The sequence below is a fragment of the Acinetobacter guillouiae genome, from assembly GCF_002370525.2.
GTDB lineage: Bacteria > Pseudomonadota > Gammaproteobacteria > Pseudomonadales > Moraxellaceae > Acinetobacter > Acinetobacter guillouiae.
In genome coordinates, this window is record NZ_AP014630.1 from 1038260 (window position 1) to 1053225 (window position 14966).

The following is a 14966-nucleotide window of genomic DNA, read 5'->3' on the forward strand; positions in this document are numbered from 1 at the left end:
AAAGTTAAACTGAAAATAATAATATATAGATATTTTGGGACTTGATGGGCTGCGTAAAATATAACCAGATGGTCAAAATAAAGCTGAGTTTATTCGGCAATAGAAGTGGCTCAATATTAAATTTTTGTAAAGAGAGAAATTCATTTTTTATTCTTGTTCAATTGTGCGTTTGGTAGGACTTGAATTACTGATTTATATGGTTGAAAAATAATAAAAATATTTGTATTTTAAATTGATTTTAGTGCAAATTAAATCTTAAAAATAAAAGTACTGTTTTTATAATAGGATATTGATTTGATAGCGAGTATTGCGCCCACCACCTTCCAATTTGATTATACATCCTTTTTCTAACAGGTCGGATAAATGTCGAGTAGCTGTTGCTTTACTGACTTTAGCAACCTTTTGATATTGCGAGGCACTGATACCATGTTCAAAGCCATTTTCACCACCATCTAATAAGCGATTCAATATCTTGCGTTGTCCTTCATGAAGATCTAAATTTGAATATTTATACCAAAACTGACGCTTAAATACCGTTCGATTGATTTGCTTTAATGTTGTTTCAAGGCTGTCATTTAAGGTATTTAAAAACCAAACAAGCCAATCTGTGATATTGGAATCATTTTTTTGGCTTTGTTCTAAGATTTCATAGTAACTTTTGCGTTTGTTTAAAATAGCAGGGGACATCGCATACAAGCGAATACTCTGCTTATCCATTTGTGCTAAGGCCAGGTCTGTTAGTGTACGGGTAATACGCCCGTTACCATCATCAAAAGGATGCAGTGTGATAAACCATAAGTGAGCAATACCCGCACGGAGTATGGGATCAAGCAAAGCATTGGCTAAACTATGATTAAACCAAGTTATAAAGGCATCTAAACGTTTTTCTAGTCCTTCTCTAGGTGGTGCTTCAAAATGAACTGTTGGATAATTCAATCGACCAGAAACAACCTGCATCGGTTCTAAACCTCTAAGTTGACCAATGCCTAAGCGCTGCATCGTCCAATCAGGCTCATTAAAAAGCCATTGGTGCCATTGCATAAGGCGTTCAACAGTAAGTGGTTGCTCCACATTGTTTAGTGCATCTAGCATGATATTGGCCAAACCTTCAGATCGGTCTGAACTTGGATAAGGTTGGTCAAGCGTAACGCCCAAACGACGAGCAAGTGAGGAACGTAATGAGTACACATTTAAGGTCTCATTTTCGATTGCTGAAGATGCAATAAGATTGGCAAGTAGAGTGTCTAATGTGAATTGTTGTTTGGCTAAATCATGTTGACTTTGCCCAAGTAGAATTCCAATTTTTTGATGAATCTGTCTGGTTTTGGGTAAGATGATTTCATCATCCCATGTGAAGTTTGTCCAGTTGTTGGTTTGCCAAATCCACTCTTGCATCTTAAACCTCCCCTTAGAATTTTTCCAAGATGAGCTAAATATAGCATATATTCGGCTCACTGTATGAGTTGAATGTGATGTTAAATTAGCTTGTTTATATCGATCTAGATCCATAACTATAATTTTATATACTTGGTTTTTTCTAATATATGAGTGCAAGTTGCCTAATTTTTAGCTTTTATCATCAGTATTAGACATGATTAAAATTACCGTTCGAAAACTTTTAAACTTTTGTAAGACTTACTTTTATTGTCTTAATTTTGGTAAAGAGAAATTCACTTTTTATTTTTCTTCAATGGTGCGCCCTGCGGGACTTGAACCCACGTCTGTCGCTTAGGAGGCAACTGCTCTATCCAGTTAAGCTAAGGGCACAATAAGCAAATAATTTACCGTATATGCATATGAAAAAAAAGCTATTATCGAAATAATAGCTTTGTGTTAGATTTATTTTTCTTCAGTCTTTATTTCATTTGGATTTAAAATATCAAACAGGACTAACATCAGGGTAATCCATACTGGAATCATCAATACGGACTCTTTAAATCCTTGATCCCACATGATATATAAAACGATACCAATAAAAATAATCACCACAAAATTACTAACAGGCGCCCAAAGTGCAGGGTACTTACTGGTTTGATTGGTCAAACGTAGAGCACGCTTAAACTTCAAATGCGTGAGTGTAATCATTAACCAGTTTAAAACTAAAGCACCAACCACCACATACATCAAATGACTTAAAGCATCTTCTGGTAAATAATAATTTAAAGGCACACAACCCAAAATTAAAAATGCAGAAAGTAATACGGATGGAATTGGTACACCATGCTTATTGGTTTTGGTAAAAATTTTAGGTGCATTGCCCTGTTTTGCTAAACCATAAAGCATACGGCTATTGGCATACATCCCACTGTTATAAACAGATAATGCAGCAGTTAAGATAATAAAGTTAACCAGATGAGCTGCCCATGCAATCCCAATCATACTAAAGACCATAACGAATGGACTTTTATCTAAACCACCAAAATTTAACTGATTCCAAGGCACCAAAGACAACAGAATAATCATCGAACCTACGTAAAAGATAAGGATACGTGGCACAACTTGATTAATCGCTTTAGGAATAGTTTTTTCTGGGTCTTTGGCTTCGGCCGCAGCCATACCAACTAATTCAATACCGCCAAAACCAAACATAAGGAAAGCCAGCATATAGAATAAGCCGTCAAATCCATTTGGAAAAAAGCCACCATGAGACCATAAGTTTGAAAAAGCGATCCCTGAACTTACATCTGCGGTCAGAACCAAGTAAATACCAAATACAATCATTGCAACAATAGCAGTGACTTTAATGATGGATAACCAAAATTCGGATTCACCGTAAAATTTCACATTTCCTAAGTTGACCAGTGTAATCACAACGAAGAAAAAAAGTACAGACACCCAGTTTGGAATTTCAGGCCACCAATAATTGATGTATTTACCGACAGCAGTTAATTCTGTCATTGCAACTAGGATGTACAGCATCCAATAGTTCCAACCAGTTAAAAAACCAGGAAATTTACCCCAATATTTATTGGCAAAATGGCTAAAAGAACCAGCAACGGGTTCATGTACTATCATTTCCCCAAGCTGACGCATAATTAAAAAAACGATCAAACCACCAATGGCATAACCCAAAATAATGGATGGCCCAGCTTTTTCGATCACATGTGCTGAACCTAAGAATAATCCTGTACCAATTGCACCGCCCATGGCAATCAATTGGATATGACGATTCTTAAGTCCACGCTGTAATTGTGTAGACTCGTTGCTCAATGTGTACAACTCTATTTATGCGAATTTAATTATTGTAATAGATTGGTTACTTTTAGCCTAGTATGCGATAGATGTATGGAAAGGAACTGTGAAGTCAAAAAATAATATATTGAATTTTTTTATTCATTTTCAATAAAATAAGATTAATTGTAAATTTTCAAAGCAAACTAAATCTGTTTAATATTTAAGCTTTATGCCAAGATTTATTTAAGACTTAAGTCAATCTGTCAGTATTTTACTTAAAAAAAGGGTAGTATAAAACTGAATGAAGATTCATTATTTGAGACAACAAAGAGAATTGAAAGGAATACGATAAAATGAGCGCTGCACCACAAATCAAAATCCCAGCAACCTATATGCGTGGTGGTACCAGTAAAGGTGTCTTCTTTAAACTCGATGATTTGCCTGAACGTGCACAAATAGCGGGGCAATCTCGTGATCAGTTATTACTCCGTGTGATTGGTAGTCCAGATCCATATGGAAAACAGATTGATGGGATGGGCGGGGCGACTTCAAGTACCAGTAAAACAGTTATTTTAGCCAAGAGTTCACAGCCAAATCATGATGTTGACTATCTGTTTGGGCAAGTGTCTATTGATAAAGCATTTGTAGATTGGAGTGGCAACTGCGGTAATTTAACCGCTGCTGTCGGTTCATTTGCAATCAGTAATGGTTTGGTTGCAGCTGATCGGATTCCAGAAAATGGTATTTGTACAGTTCGTATTTGGCAAGCCAATATTCATAAAACAATTATTGCCCATGTGCCTATTACTCAGGGACAAGTTCAAGAAACGGGTGATTTTGAATTGGATGGTGTCACTTTTCCAGCGGCAGAAGTTCAAATTGAATTTTTAGATCCTGCTGATGACGGGGAAGATGGTGGAGCAATGTTTCCTACGGGAAATGTTGTAGACAGCTTAGAGGTTCCTGAAATTGGTACATTTCAAGCAACTTTGATCAATGCAGGTATTCCTACAATTTTCTTAAATGCCGAAGAGATTGGATACAACGGAACTGAATTACAAGACGATATTAACAGTGATGTAGCAGCATTAGCACGTTTTGAAAAAATTCGTGCTTATGGTGCGGTAAAAATGGGTTTAATCCAAGACATCAGTGAAGCGGCTAATCGTCAACATACTCCGAAAGTGGCATTTGTATCCAAACCTAAAAGCTATATCTCTTCTAGTGGTAAACAGGTGAGTGAAGCCGATACAGATTTATTGGTGCGTGCATTATCGATGGGTAAATTACATCATGCCATGATGGGAACAGCTGCGGTCGCGATTGGAACAGCTGCAGCAATTCCAAATACCTTGGTGAATTTAGCTGCTGGAGGCGGTGAACGGGAAGCAGTACGCTTTGGACATCCCTCTGGAACACTTCGAGTGGGTGCACAAGCTCTAAATGAAAAAGGGCAATGGGTTGTTAAGAAAGCCATCATGAGTCGTAGTGCACGCGTATTGATGGAGGGTTGGGTTCGAGTGCCAGCAGATAGTTTTTAATCGTTTTTATCTGCTTTCAAATAACATTTAAGTGATTTGATCGTTGAAATTTTTAGAACCTTGCATTCGCAAGGTTTATTTTTTTTGTGATTTATATCAATAAAAGTACTAATTTTGTATTGTGTGTGGCAAAATAGTTACAGTATTTTATCATACTTACTTTATGTGATAGCAATTCTGATGATTTGCTGTTGTAAAAAATTAATACATTAAATGCTGATTTCAATAGATTAAAAATTTATTGGCTTCGAGGTGGCGTATGGAACAAGAGTCTAAAAAACTACGAGATAGCCTTGAAGACATCAAAGTTTTTGAATATTTAAAAGATATCGATAAATTGCATCTGGTTTCTTTTATTTCACAAATTCCTTTACCCATCGCTTTATTTGATCAGGAAGCGCGGTTTTTAGGAGTAAATCAAAAATTTGCTGATATTTATGAAAGTGATGCGCTGTACTTGTTTGATAAGTTACTCAATACATTTTCGACCGTTGTTTATGCACATTTTAATGAGGCAATGCGTTATTTCTCAAAAAATAAAAATTATTTTGAACAAGAATTCTACGTCAAAGGAAAATTTTATCTTTCTTATTTTAAAGCAATACGTAACCAATGTGATGAGATTGAAACAGTGGTAGTCGTATGTTCGGATATAACGCGTTTGAAGCGTCGTGAAAATGTACTTTTGCAAAATAATAAAAAATTGCACGATCATCTCTATTTAGATTTTGTCACAGGCTTACAGAATGCTTTTGCTTTTGAGCATTATTTAAATAAAGTCTGGCAAAAAAGTCGTGACTCGCATTTGTCTTTTCTTAAAATTGATTTGGATAATTTTAAACGATTTAATCAACTCAATAGCTATACTGCAGGTGATGAGGTTCTAATACAGCTCGGTTCTGTATTAAATGAAGCGATTGTTCAAACTGAAGAAGCAGAAATTTTTCGCTTAAATTCAGCAAGTTTTGTTATTGTGATTGAACATCTGACCGAGTGGGCGGTGGTGACGCTTGCGGAACGGCTTAAATTTGCAGTCACCAATGAAAAGATATTGTTTGGTAGTAATAATGAATATCTTACTGCATCAATAGGGATTTACCATTTAGATCCACACCATAAGCCGACTGAGGTTGATGTCTTACAAAAATTAGAGTTTGCAGTACGTTCTGCCAAAGAAAAAGGTCGAAACTCACTGTTTCTATTAAAAAACGAATTATAAATGCTTTGCATATATTCAAATGATTGCATTGGAATTAAAGGATGAGAATTATAGTGACTCATAGTAGAATGTTCTGACTCATCAAATTTACCAATTTATCTAAAACTGCAGATTTTAGTTTTAGCGATTCGTACAAACCGAGGCAGATGTGACTTCTATTCCCAATGTAAATGCAGAAATTTTAAAACGAGCGCAAGTGCAAATTCAGCAAGATTTACAAGCTGCTTTAGATGCTTTTTCATTGCCAGAACCATTAAAATCTGCAGTGCATCATACGGTGATGTTAGGTGGAAAACGAGTTAGACCTGCTTTAAGTTATGCAACTGCACATTTAAAACAAAATAATCCGAATTTTGCAGCCGTGCGTAGAGCTGCTGTTGCGATTGAGTTTATTCATTGTTATTCATTGGCACATGATGACTTGCCTTGTATGGACAATGACTTATTGCGTCGTGGACAGCCAACCTGTCATGTGGCTTTTGGTGAAGATACAGCGCTATTAGCTGGTGATATTTTGCAATCGATGGCATTTGAGGTATTAGGAAGCCGTCTATTCGATCAGGGGCAGGCTGTTGAACAGGGCATTATTCTTAAACAGATGCAAATCTTAGCTACAGCAAGTTCAAAAATGGTATGTGGTCAGGTTTTGGATTTACAAGCCGAAGGCCAACATGTTGATCAAGCACAGTTAGAAAATATCCATCGCAATAAAACAGGAGCTTTAATCCAAGCTGCAATTATGCTGTCTGCCGTGACAGTTTTTTCAGGTACAGATCAAGCCATTCCACAATTACGTCAATATGGTCAAGCGATTGGTTTAGCATTTCAAGTACAAGATGATATTTTAGATGTAGTGTCTGACACTGAATCTTTGGGCAAAACTGCCGGCAAAGATCAACAAGTGGATAAGTCGACATACCCAGCTTTAATGGGCTTAGAAAATGCCAAAATTTATGCGCAACAATTACATGACCAAGCATTTAAAGCCTTAGAATATTTTGGTGAGGATGCTCAGGAGTTGAATCAAATTTCGCAATTTTTGTTGGCAAGACAAAGCTAATTTAATAGAGATCAAATATTTTTTTCATGATGAATGTCACTGAGTCAATTTCTGCCTCGGGGATATAAATTTCAACATCACTGGAATTATTCCATCTGAACGAATTAACCAATAGCTTTAGGGTTAATCGTCCGTTCTCAAATGAATATTCGATGTCTCTGGTTTCAAATCCATATATTTGATCAGTATACTCAATGTAAATACTGCTTGGACACTCTAGTTCATCCCGACATAGGGTTATATATCTTGGTGGGTCATCCTCGAACCAAAAGGTAATAGAGCAAAGCCCATCATCTTCAAACTCTTCATCTTTCTGTATTTAATATAATTTCATTTTAATATCGATCTTTAAATCTCGAATGCAGATGCAAAGAGAGGATTTTTAGTAGCGTGAAATTTAACTATAGATGACGGAAAAAAAGGATCAATTGTTCAATCTTAAAACTTAAGCGGCATTTTAAAAATAAAAAAATAGGCAACCCATCGGCTGCCTATTTTTGAACGTTTTTAAAATTGCTAAATTAGTTTCTACCCATCACACCACGTATTGTGTTCATAATATCCGCAGGTAGCACAACAGTTTTGGCATTATTCGATTTGGCCATGTCTTGCATTGCTTTGACATATTGCTCACCGAGTAAGTAGGCAACAGGGATTTCTTTATCACCCACAGCAGAGGTCACCATTTCAATGGCACGCTGTGAAGATTCAGCCAATACAACCTGAGCTTCCGCATCACGGCGAGAGGCTTCTAAACGTCCATCCGCTTCTAAAATAGCGGCCTGTTTTTCGCCATCTGCTTTGGTCACAGTTGCACGACGTTGACGTTCCGCAGCAGCTTGGGCTTCCATCGCTGATTGCATGGTGTGTGATGGTTGAATATCTTGAATTTCCACGGTTTTTAGTGTGATACCCCAGTCTGAGATATCATCAGAAATCGCCGCTTTTAATTTCGCTTTGATATGATCACGTGATGACAATGCATCATCTAGATCCATTTCACCAACGATTGAACGGAGTGAAGTTTGCACCAAATTTTGAATTGCCCAAGTGTAGTTTTCAATACCATACACCGCTTTTTCTGGTGTGGTTAAATTGATATAAGCCACAGCATTCATCACCAATACCGCGTTATCACGGGTGATGACTTCTTGTGATGGGATATCTAAAACAATATCTTTGGTGGTGACTTTATAAGCCACTTCATCCACATACGGAATGACAAAGTTTAAACCCGGACTTAGTGTGGTGTGATATTTACCTAAACGTTGTACGATCCATTTATAACCCTGAGGAACAATACGTACGCCTTTGAAAATGGTCACAGCCACAAACAGAAATAGGACTAAAACAACAATAGAACCAAAACCCATTTAATTTTCCTCTTTATTCTTCATTATTAAGATGATGAATGTAGTTGTACCACTAAATCATTACCTAAAATATCAGTCACACGTACACGGTCACCTACTTGTACAGGCGATAAAGTACGGCAATTCCATTCATCAGAACCCAAAACAGGCATTGGAAAACGAACACGAATTTGATCATGGCTAAGCCCAATTTGAATGACCATACCCGTTTGACCAATGGTTGCTTCACGAGAAAGCCCAGCTTTGGTTTTATCTACAGATAGAGGTTTAATGAATTTAAACCACGCCACAGTACAAATGATGGATAAGATAATCCAGCATACGACTTGCAGGGTGAAACTCATACTTGGAAATAACCACAACAAAATACTGACCACAACTGCAGCGATACCAAACCATAAAGCAGCAAACGCTGGTAACACGAGTTCAGATAGAATCAGCAATATGCCAAGTACAAACCAATGCCACGGTTCAAAAATAAAGTTCATACATCTACTCTAGTGATTATCATTGATATAGATGACGGATCATCTATATCAATGTAGCAGATCATTTAAGTGATGCATATAAAAACGTGATTATTCTCGTTTTCAATCATGCTTGATGATATGAACCCTTTTGCGCTATTAAAATTTTGCTCGCGGTGCAGGTTTTAATGCAGCAGGTGTTTTCTTAAAGTTATTGATTGCCGTTTGAATGGCGATGATTTTGCCTTGGGCTGCTTTTTCACCTTCTAAAATCGCTTGGTTACTGGACTTAAGATCAAGCGTGCCTAAGTGACCAACTTTAGGTTGAATCACGATATTGGCCTGAGCCAACTCATTGTTAATACTTTGTTGTCCCATGATATTAATGGTTTGATCCAATAAGCCCCACATATTCATCGGTTGGCTACCACTTGGACGTGCAGAAATATCGACCGCAATCACGATATCTGCCCCCATATCACGTGCAGTTTGGACCGGAATTGGACTAACTAAGCCGCCATCAACATATTTGGTATTGCCAATGGTTGCGGGTACAAAAACATTGGGAATACTGCAAGAGGCGCGAACTGCTTGGCCTGCATTCCCTTTAATAAATTCTGCTTTTTTACCATTGTCTAAGCGTGTAGCAACTGCTGCAAAACGGATTGGAAATTGTTCAATCGGTTTATTGGCAACATTACGATTGATATAATCTTGTAGTTTTTGACCAAGAACAATACCTTGGCTATTTAAAGTCAAATCACGCAGATCAGATTCTTTTAGTTGCTGGGCAATTTGCTGCATTTGATAGGGTGTTTTACCGCTGGCATAGATACTGCCGACAAAACTTCCAGCACTGGTTCCAGTCACAATTTTAGGTTTGATCCCATGAGATTCTAAAACCTTGAGCACACCAATATGAGCGAAACCTTTTGCACCGCCGCCACCTAAAGCAATCGCAATAACAGGCTCACGTGCTTTAATTGCCGTGGTCTGAGTTGGTGTTTTGGTGGTTTTGTCACAGCCAACAAGGGCTAGACCCAATAAGCCTATAAAACCGAGTTGTTTAAAACGCATGGGGGTATTACTTTTGATCAAAATATATGTTGCACATCTGAACAGATTGTCTCTGTTTTTTCTAGCCATTTTTCAATAGTTTTTGTAAAGGAATCGATAATAATTTAGGTCTTTTAGGTGAAAAGTTACCTTTAAAACGCGATAAAATTTCTGCTAAATCTTGCTCATAATCTCCAGTAGGTTGCAATGTACCCAAACAGTGAATTCGCTTTTTCTCGTAATCGAGCGAAAAAATTGCAATCGGTATATTGGCGCCCATTGCAATATGATAAAAACCACTTTTAATTTTTTCCGCTTTTTTTCGGGTACCTTCAGGTGCGATTGCAATCCAAATTTTATCTTGTTGTTGTATAACCTTAACAATCTGTTGAGTGAGTCCATGCGGAGAATCACGATGCACAGGAATCACACCAATCCATTCAAAAAGTGCTTTGAGTGGTGGTTTAAACAAGCTATCTTTGCCAAAAATTGTGACTTTAACACCAATACCTAACATGGCGAGGAAAGCATATAAACCATCATAATTTGAAGTGTGTGGTGCAATAAATACCACTGCTTTGGGTAAGTTGGGAAATTCACCTTCAAATCCCCAGCCTTGAACTAAGTAAAGGTTTTTAAAGATGTTACGACTGGTGCTGGTACCACGTTGGGGTACTTGATCTGGTATGATCGGAAAGTTTTGTGACATTGTGTTTTTATATGACTGCTCTTGTATTGATTTTAGTTTTTTGCTTAATAGTAACTATCTGCAAAATGCAAATATTACAAAATTCGTAGATTAAAGCAATACATACAAGATCTAATTAGGCCCATTTATATAGACATCGTTCGAGCTTAGATTACATGCGAAACACCTATTTGTTGTTATTTTCACTGTATTGGGCGCAAGGTTTACCTGTAGGTTTTATGACCCATGCTTTACCAGTGATTTTACGTTCACAAGGGGTGTCTTTGGCCCATATCGGTGGCTTTGGATTACTCATGGTGCCTTGGGCAATTAAAATTTTATGGGCACCTTTTGTGGATAGCTTTGGACATCGTTCCAAAGGGCATTATCGAAGTTGGATTATTCCAACCCAAGTTTTAACCATTGCTATCCTGAGCATTTTATCTTTTTTACCGATTCAATCCCTGAATGAACCGATTTATTTATTATTGTTTTTCATGGCGTTGCTCTGTATGAACAGTATTGGTGCAACCCAAGATATCGCGACGGATGGTTTAGCGGTGAGTATTTTAAAAGGGGATCAGCAACATATCGGGAATATGTTTCAAGTCATTGGTTCTCGTCTAGGATTTATTGTTGGGGGCGGGGCAATTTTATGGGCAATGGACTGGCTAAGTTGGCAAAATACATTTTTGATTTTGGCTGGCATTGTGGCTTTAAATACAATTCCTATCTGGTTTTATCAAGAACCAGAACACTTGAAAAAGGCTGCTTCACCACATTTACAGAATCAAGCTGCAAAGCACTTTATTGAAAAATTTAAAACCTACTTAAGCTACTTCTTTGCCAATAAGAAATTAAGAACGTGGTTCTTTGTGCTTTGTACCATCAAAATAACCGATGGCTTTACTGGTCCCATTACCAAACCTTTGTTGGTTGATCTTAACTTAAGTCTTTCTCAAATCGGCATTTATATCACTATGTTGGGGGCATTTTCTGCATTATTCGGTGCAGGTTTGGCCAGTTTATTGCTAAAAAAACTAAAGCGTCACCAAGCCTTAATCTTATTTTCTATTTTGAAATTGATCAGTTTAGCTGGATTCGTATGGTTAGCAGCTCAATATGAACAATCGCACTTTGTAGCGCCGTGGTTAATTTATTTGATCAACGCTTTAGAAGATATGTGTGCTGCAATGCTTCTAGTCGTGATCTTAACTTTAGTGATGCAATATAGTCGTCATGAACATGCAGGTACAGATTTCACTTTTCAGGTCTCTGTTATGGCAACAATCAGTGGGTTACTGTATACATTAAGCGGCATGATTGGCGATCAATTGGGATATTTAAATTTTTTAAGTTTGATTTTAGTGATTGGTGTTTTTTGCCTAATCCCGATTATGTATTGGATTAAAAATATACAGTATACATAATATTGTGAGCTTGGGTTTGATAATGAGTATAATTACTATTGAGTATGTGGTGCGATGATTAGGATTTTTTTGATTGAATGAAATAGATTAAATAATTTTCATTAAGGATAGTTAAGATTATAATATATTGTCATGATGTAAAATAAATTGTTTGATTAGTGCGGTTTGACTTAATACATGAATCTCTTTGATTTAATGTGATTTTACCTTTATTTTTTAATAAAAGTTTGATGTGTTTTACATTGATTGGGAAATAAAAAATTACTTTTTCGTCATTTTTTTACGTATAGAAAGCAATTCGTGTATTATTCTTTTGTTGGATTTAGAATAACTTTAGCTCCAAATTATTAACTTTAAATGAATTATTTTGAATGGAATAAGCAGTATTATAATCTACGGGCTATAAAATAATACTCATTTTTTTTGTGGATGCTTTATTTGATTTTAATTTTCTCAGATTATGAGAAATAGAAAGGCGATTACAATTAAGATCAGTGGTGCAATATGCTTGGGAAAGTGCTTTTTAAGTTCAGTTTAAGCTTCATTTTTTAACTTAACACCATTGAAAAGAGTATCACCACAGTAATGTCTAACTTAATACAGCGTATAAAACGACGTGAAGTCTCCATTTCCCTGACTGCTTTTAATTTTATTGTCGCAGTGTGGTTAGGCTTGTGCCTAAATTTTAGCTTTTTAAATAAAGTTCAGTCTCTAACGCCTTATCAGGGAGTTAAAGCACAACTTTTTCTGATTGCGACAGCTTTTGTACTGGTTGCTTTATATAATCTGTTATTGCAAATTTTAGATTGGAAATGGACAGCAAAATTTTTTGCAATTGTCTTGGTCTTCATCGGTGGCTTTAGTGCTTATTTTGTTAACTCATTGGGTGTCGTGATTTCGCCTGATCAAATTCAGAATATGGTACAAACAGATCCTGGTGAAGTAACAGACTTACTTTCTTTGCAATTTTTTATTTGGACACTGGGTTTTGTTATTTTACCCATCATCTTGATTCTATGGATAAAAATTAAACCAGAGAAAATTGGCAAAGTACTGTTATTTAAAAGCCTAAATATTGCGGGCTCTTTCGCTGTTATAGCAGCATTATTATTTGTTTTCTATGTGGATTATGCTGCTATATTTCGTGAGCATCGTGACTTAAAAGGCATGATCTCTCCACAAAATACAGTGGCTTCAACACTGTCTTATTTCCATAAAAAAGCACCGAAAAAGAATCTACCTTTGATTCGTTATGGTGAAGATGCACATTTAGTCAACGATGCGACTTTACAACATAAACCTAAACTGATGGTTTTGGTGGTTGGTGAAACCGCACGAGCAGAGAGTTTTTCTTTAAATGGTTATGCAAAGAATACCAATCCTGAATTGTCAAAGCAGGCTGATCTAATTAATTTTTCTCAAGTCAGCTCTTGTGGTACCGCAACCGCAGTTTCAGTACCTTGTATGTTCTCCGGCATGCCGCGTAAAGATTATGATGAGCAACTTGCCAGTCACCGAGAAGGTTTGCTGGATATTGCACAACGTGCAGGCTATAAGGTGACATGGATTGATAATAACTCAGGTTGCAAAGGAACATGTGATCGTGTTGAGAAATTTGTTATCCCTCAAGATTTAGAGAAAAAATGGTGTCAAGGGGGCGAATGCCAAGATGGTATTTTGGTAGACAGCTTAAACCTATATTTAAGTCAATTACCAAAAGATGATAAGCAACCACATTTGATCGTATTGCATCAAATGGGAAGTCATGGGCCTGCATATTATAAACGCGCACCTGAACAATTTAAAAAATTCAAACCGACCTGTGAAACCAATGCGATACAAGGCTGTTCATCGACTGAATTGATTAATACCTATGATAATTCGATTGTCTATACAGACCATATTTTGAATCAATTGATTGAAACTTTAAAACAGCAAGAAAACTATCGCACAGGTTTTTGGTATTTATCTGACCATGGTGAGTCTACAGGTGAACGTGGTATGTATTTACATGGTGCGCCTTATGCGATTGCACCTACTCAACAGACCCATGTACCTATGCTGATGTGGTTTTCAGATGCATGGAAATCTGCAGCTGCAAAACAAATCAATTGTTTAAATCAACAAAAAGGGGCAACATTGAGTCAAGATAATTTATTTCCAAGTCTTTTGAGTTTGTTAAATGTCCAGACTCAAGTCATAGATCAAAAAAATAATATGTTGCAGCAATGTGCTGTACAAAGCTGATTGAAAGGATATAAACCATGACCAAAATTTTGATGATAGAAGATGATTTTATGATTGCAGAATCATCTAAAACATTATTGAAATATCAAGGCTTTGATGTGGAATGGGTGAATAATGGTTTAGATGGCCTAAAGCTTATTTCGGAGAAACCATTTGATTTGGTCTTACTTGATTTAGGCTTGCCTATGATGGATGGGATGCAGGTCTTAAAACAAATTCGCCAGCGTTCGAGTTTGCCTGTTCTGATTATTTCAGCACGTGATCAATTGCAAAATCGTGTTGAAGGCTTAAATCAAGGCGCAGATGATTATTTGATTAAGCCCTACGAGTTTGATGAACTGGTGGCTCGTATCCATGCATTATTACGTCGCACAGGCGATACAGCGAAAGAAGTAACAGGAAGTACTTCAAATCTGTTGAAAAATGGTGAAATTGTTTTAGATGTTGAACAGCATATCGCCACAATTAGAGGCGAAACGGTGGAGTTATCAAACCGTGAATGGGCGATTCTCATTCCGTTAATGACTCATCCCAATAAAATATTTTCTAAATCTAATTTAGAAGATAAATTGTATGCTTTTGATAGCGAAATCAACAGCAATACAATTGAAGTCTATGTGCACCATATCCGATCGAAATTGGGTAAAGATATTATTCGTACAATTCGTGGGTTAGGTTATCGTTTGGGGCAACCACAAAAAGCGGAATGAT

12 protein-coding genes and 1 tRNA gene are annotated in these 14966 nt (G+C 36.7%); 6 read left to right on the forward strand and 7 right to left on the reverse strand.

What is annotated here, in order from left to right; translation table 11 throughout:
- Window positions 1-276: 276 nt before the first annotated feature.
- From AS4_RS04805 to AS4_RS04815, 3 genes are all read right to left on the reverse strand, one after another.
- Entirely contained in the window at window positions 277-1395 is a 1119-nt protein-coding gene (locus AS4_RS04805) for a Fic family protein (protein ID WP_096733381.1), read from the reverse strand.
- A gap of 296 nt (window positions 1396-1691) precedes the next feature.
- Window positions 1692-1767, reverse strand: a tRNA-Arg gene (locus tag AS4_RS04810).
- A gap of 72 nt (window positions 1768-1839) precedes the next feature.
- Window positions 1840-3210 (reverse strand): amino acid permease, encoded by a 1371-nt coding sequence (locus AS4_RS04815; RefSeq protein WP_034616126.1) that lies wholly within the window; start codon window positions 3208-3210, stop codon window positions 1840-1842.
- A 317-nt stretch (window positions 3211-3527) separates the two neighbouring features.
- Between AS4_RS04815 and prpF the strand changes: the two genes are divergently transcribed.
- The 3 genes from prpF to AS4_RS04830 all read left to right on the forward strand — a co-directional run bounded on the left by prpF (window position 3528) and on the right by AS4_RS04830 (window position 6994).
- The gene (gene prpF, locus AS4_RS04820) at window positions 3528-4715 is read left to right on the forward strand and encodes a 2-methylaconitate cis-trans isomerase PrpF (RefSeq protein WP_096733382.1); all 1188 of its coding nucleotides are present in this window, start codon (window positions 3528-3530) and stop codon (window positions 4713-4715) included.
- Window positions 4716-4974: 259 nt separating this feature from the next.
- A complete protein-coding gene (locus AS4_RS04825) occupies window positions 4975-5934 on the forward strand; it encodes a sensor domain-containing diguanylate cyclase (protein WP_096733383.1) in 960 nt (319 codons plus the stop codon).
- Between the two features lie 148 nt (window positions 5935-6082).
- Window positions 6083-6994, forward strand: coding sequence for a polyprenyl synthetase family protein (locus AS4_RS04830; RefSeq protein ID WP_096733384.1), 912 nt, complete (start codon window positions 6083-6085; stop codon window positions 6992-6994).
- Between the two features lie 521 nt (window positions 6995-7515).
- Here the strand turns inward: AS4_RS04830 and AS4_RS04840 are convergent.
- The 4 genes from AS4_RS04840 to AS4_RS04855 all read right to left on the reverse strand — a co-directional run bounded on the left by AS4_RS04840 (window position 7516) and on the right by AS4_RS04855 (window position 10599).
- Complete coding sequence (locus AS4_RS04840) at window positions 7516-8367, reverse strand: SPFH domain-containing protein (protein WP_004722624.1); 852 nt, start codon at window positions 8365-8367, stop codon at window positions 7516-7518.
- A 26-nt stretch (window positions 8368-8393) separates the two neighbouring features.
- Complete coding sequence (locus AS4_RS04845; RefSeq protein ID WP_004819499.1) at window positions 8394-8855, reverse strand: NfeD family protein; 462 nt, start codon at window positions 8853-8855, stop codon at window positions 8394-8396.
- Between the two features lie 138 nt (window positions 8856-8993).
- Window positions 8994-9911 carry a patatin-like phospholipase family protein gene (locus AS4_RS04850; RefSeq protein ID WP_096733385.1) on the reverse strand — a complete coding sequence of 306 codons (918 nt, stop codon included), beginning with the start codon at window positions 9909-9911 and terminating at the stop codon, window positions 8994-8996.
- A gap of 61 nt (window positions 9912-9972) precedes the next feature.
- Window positions 9973-10599: a 1-acyl-sn-glycerol-3-phosphate acyltransferase gene (locus AS4_RS04855; RefSeq protein ID WP_034616143.1), complete on the reverse strand. Its 627-nt coding sequence runs from the start codon at window positions 10597-10599 to the stop codon at window positions 9973-9975.
- Window positions 10600-10754: 155 nt separating this feature from the next.
- Between AS4_RS04855 and AS4_RS04860 the strand changes: the two genes are divergently transcribed.
- From AS4_RS04860 to AS4_RS04870, 3 genes are all read left to right on the forward strand, one after another.
- A complete protein-coding gene (locus AS4_RS04860) occupies window positions 10755-12008 on the forward strand; it encodes an MFS transporter (RefSeq protein WP_096733386.1) in 1254 nt (417 codons plus the stop codon).
- A gap of 585 nt (window positions 12009-12593) precedes the next feature.
- Window positions 12594-14255, forward strand: coding sequence for a phosphoethanolamine transferase (locus AS4_RS04865; protein ID WP_096733387.1), 1662 nt, complete (start codon window positions 12594-12596; stop codon window positions 14253-14255).
- A 17-nt stretch (window positions 14256-14272) separates the two neighbouring features.
- A complete protein-coding gene (locus AS4_RS04870) occupies window positions 14273-14965 on the forward strand; it encodes a response regulator transcription factor (protein WP_096733388.1) in 693 nt (230 codons plus the stop codon).
- Window position 14966: the final 1 nt, after the last annotated feature.

Coding starts and splice junctions, on each gene's coding strand:
- AS4_RS04845 (WP_004819499.1), bottom strand. CDS start 8,855: ATGAACTTTATTTTTGAACCGTGGCATTGGTTTGTACTTGGCATATTG.
- AS4_RS04860 (WP_096733386.1), top strand. CDS start 10,755: ATGCGAAACACCTATTTGTTGTTATTTTCACTGTATTGGGCGCAAGGT.
- AS4_RS04805 (WP_096733381.1), bottom strand. CDS start 1,395: ATGCAAGAGTGGATTTGGCAAACCAACAACTGGACAAACTTCACATGG.
- AS4_RS04855 (WP_034616143.1), bottom strand. CDS start 10,599: ATGTCACAAAACTTTCCGATCATACCAGATCAAGTACCCCAACGTGGT.
- AS4_RS04865 (WP_096733387.1), top strand. CDS start 12,594: ATGTCTAACTTAATACAGCGTATAAAACGACGTGAAGTCTCCATTTCC.
- AS4_RS04850 (WP_096733385.1), bottom strand. CDS start 9,911: ATGCGTTTTAAACAACTCGGTTTTATAGGCTTATTGGGTCTAGCCCTT.
- prpF (WP_096733382.1), top strand. CDS start 3,528: ATGAGCGCTGCACCACAAATCAAAATCCCAGCAACCTATATGCGTGGT.
- AS4_RS04825 (WP_096733383.1), top strand. CDS start 4,975: ATGGAACAAGAGTCTAAAAAACTACGAGATAGCCTTGAAGACATCAAA.
- AS4_RS04840 (WP_004722624.1), bottom strand. CDS start 8,367: ATGGGTTTTGGTTCTATTGTTGTTTTAGTCCTATTTCTGTTTGTGGCT.
- AS4_RS04870 (WP_096733388.1), top strand. CDS start 14,273: ATGACCAAAATTTTGATGATAGAAGATGATTTTATGATTGCAGAATCA.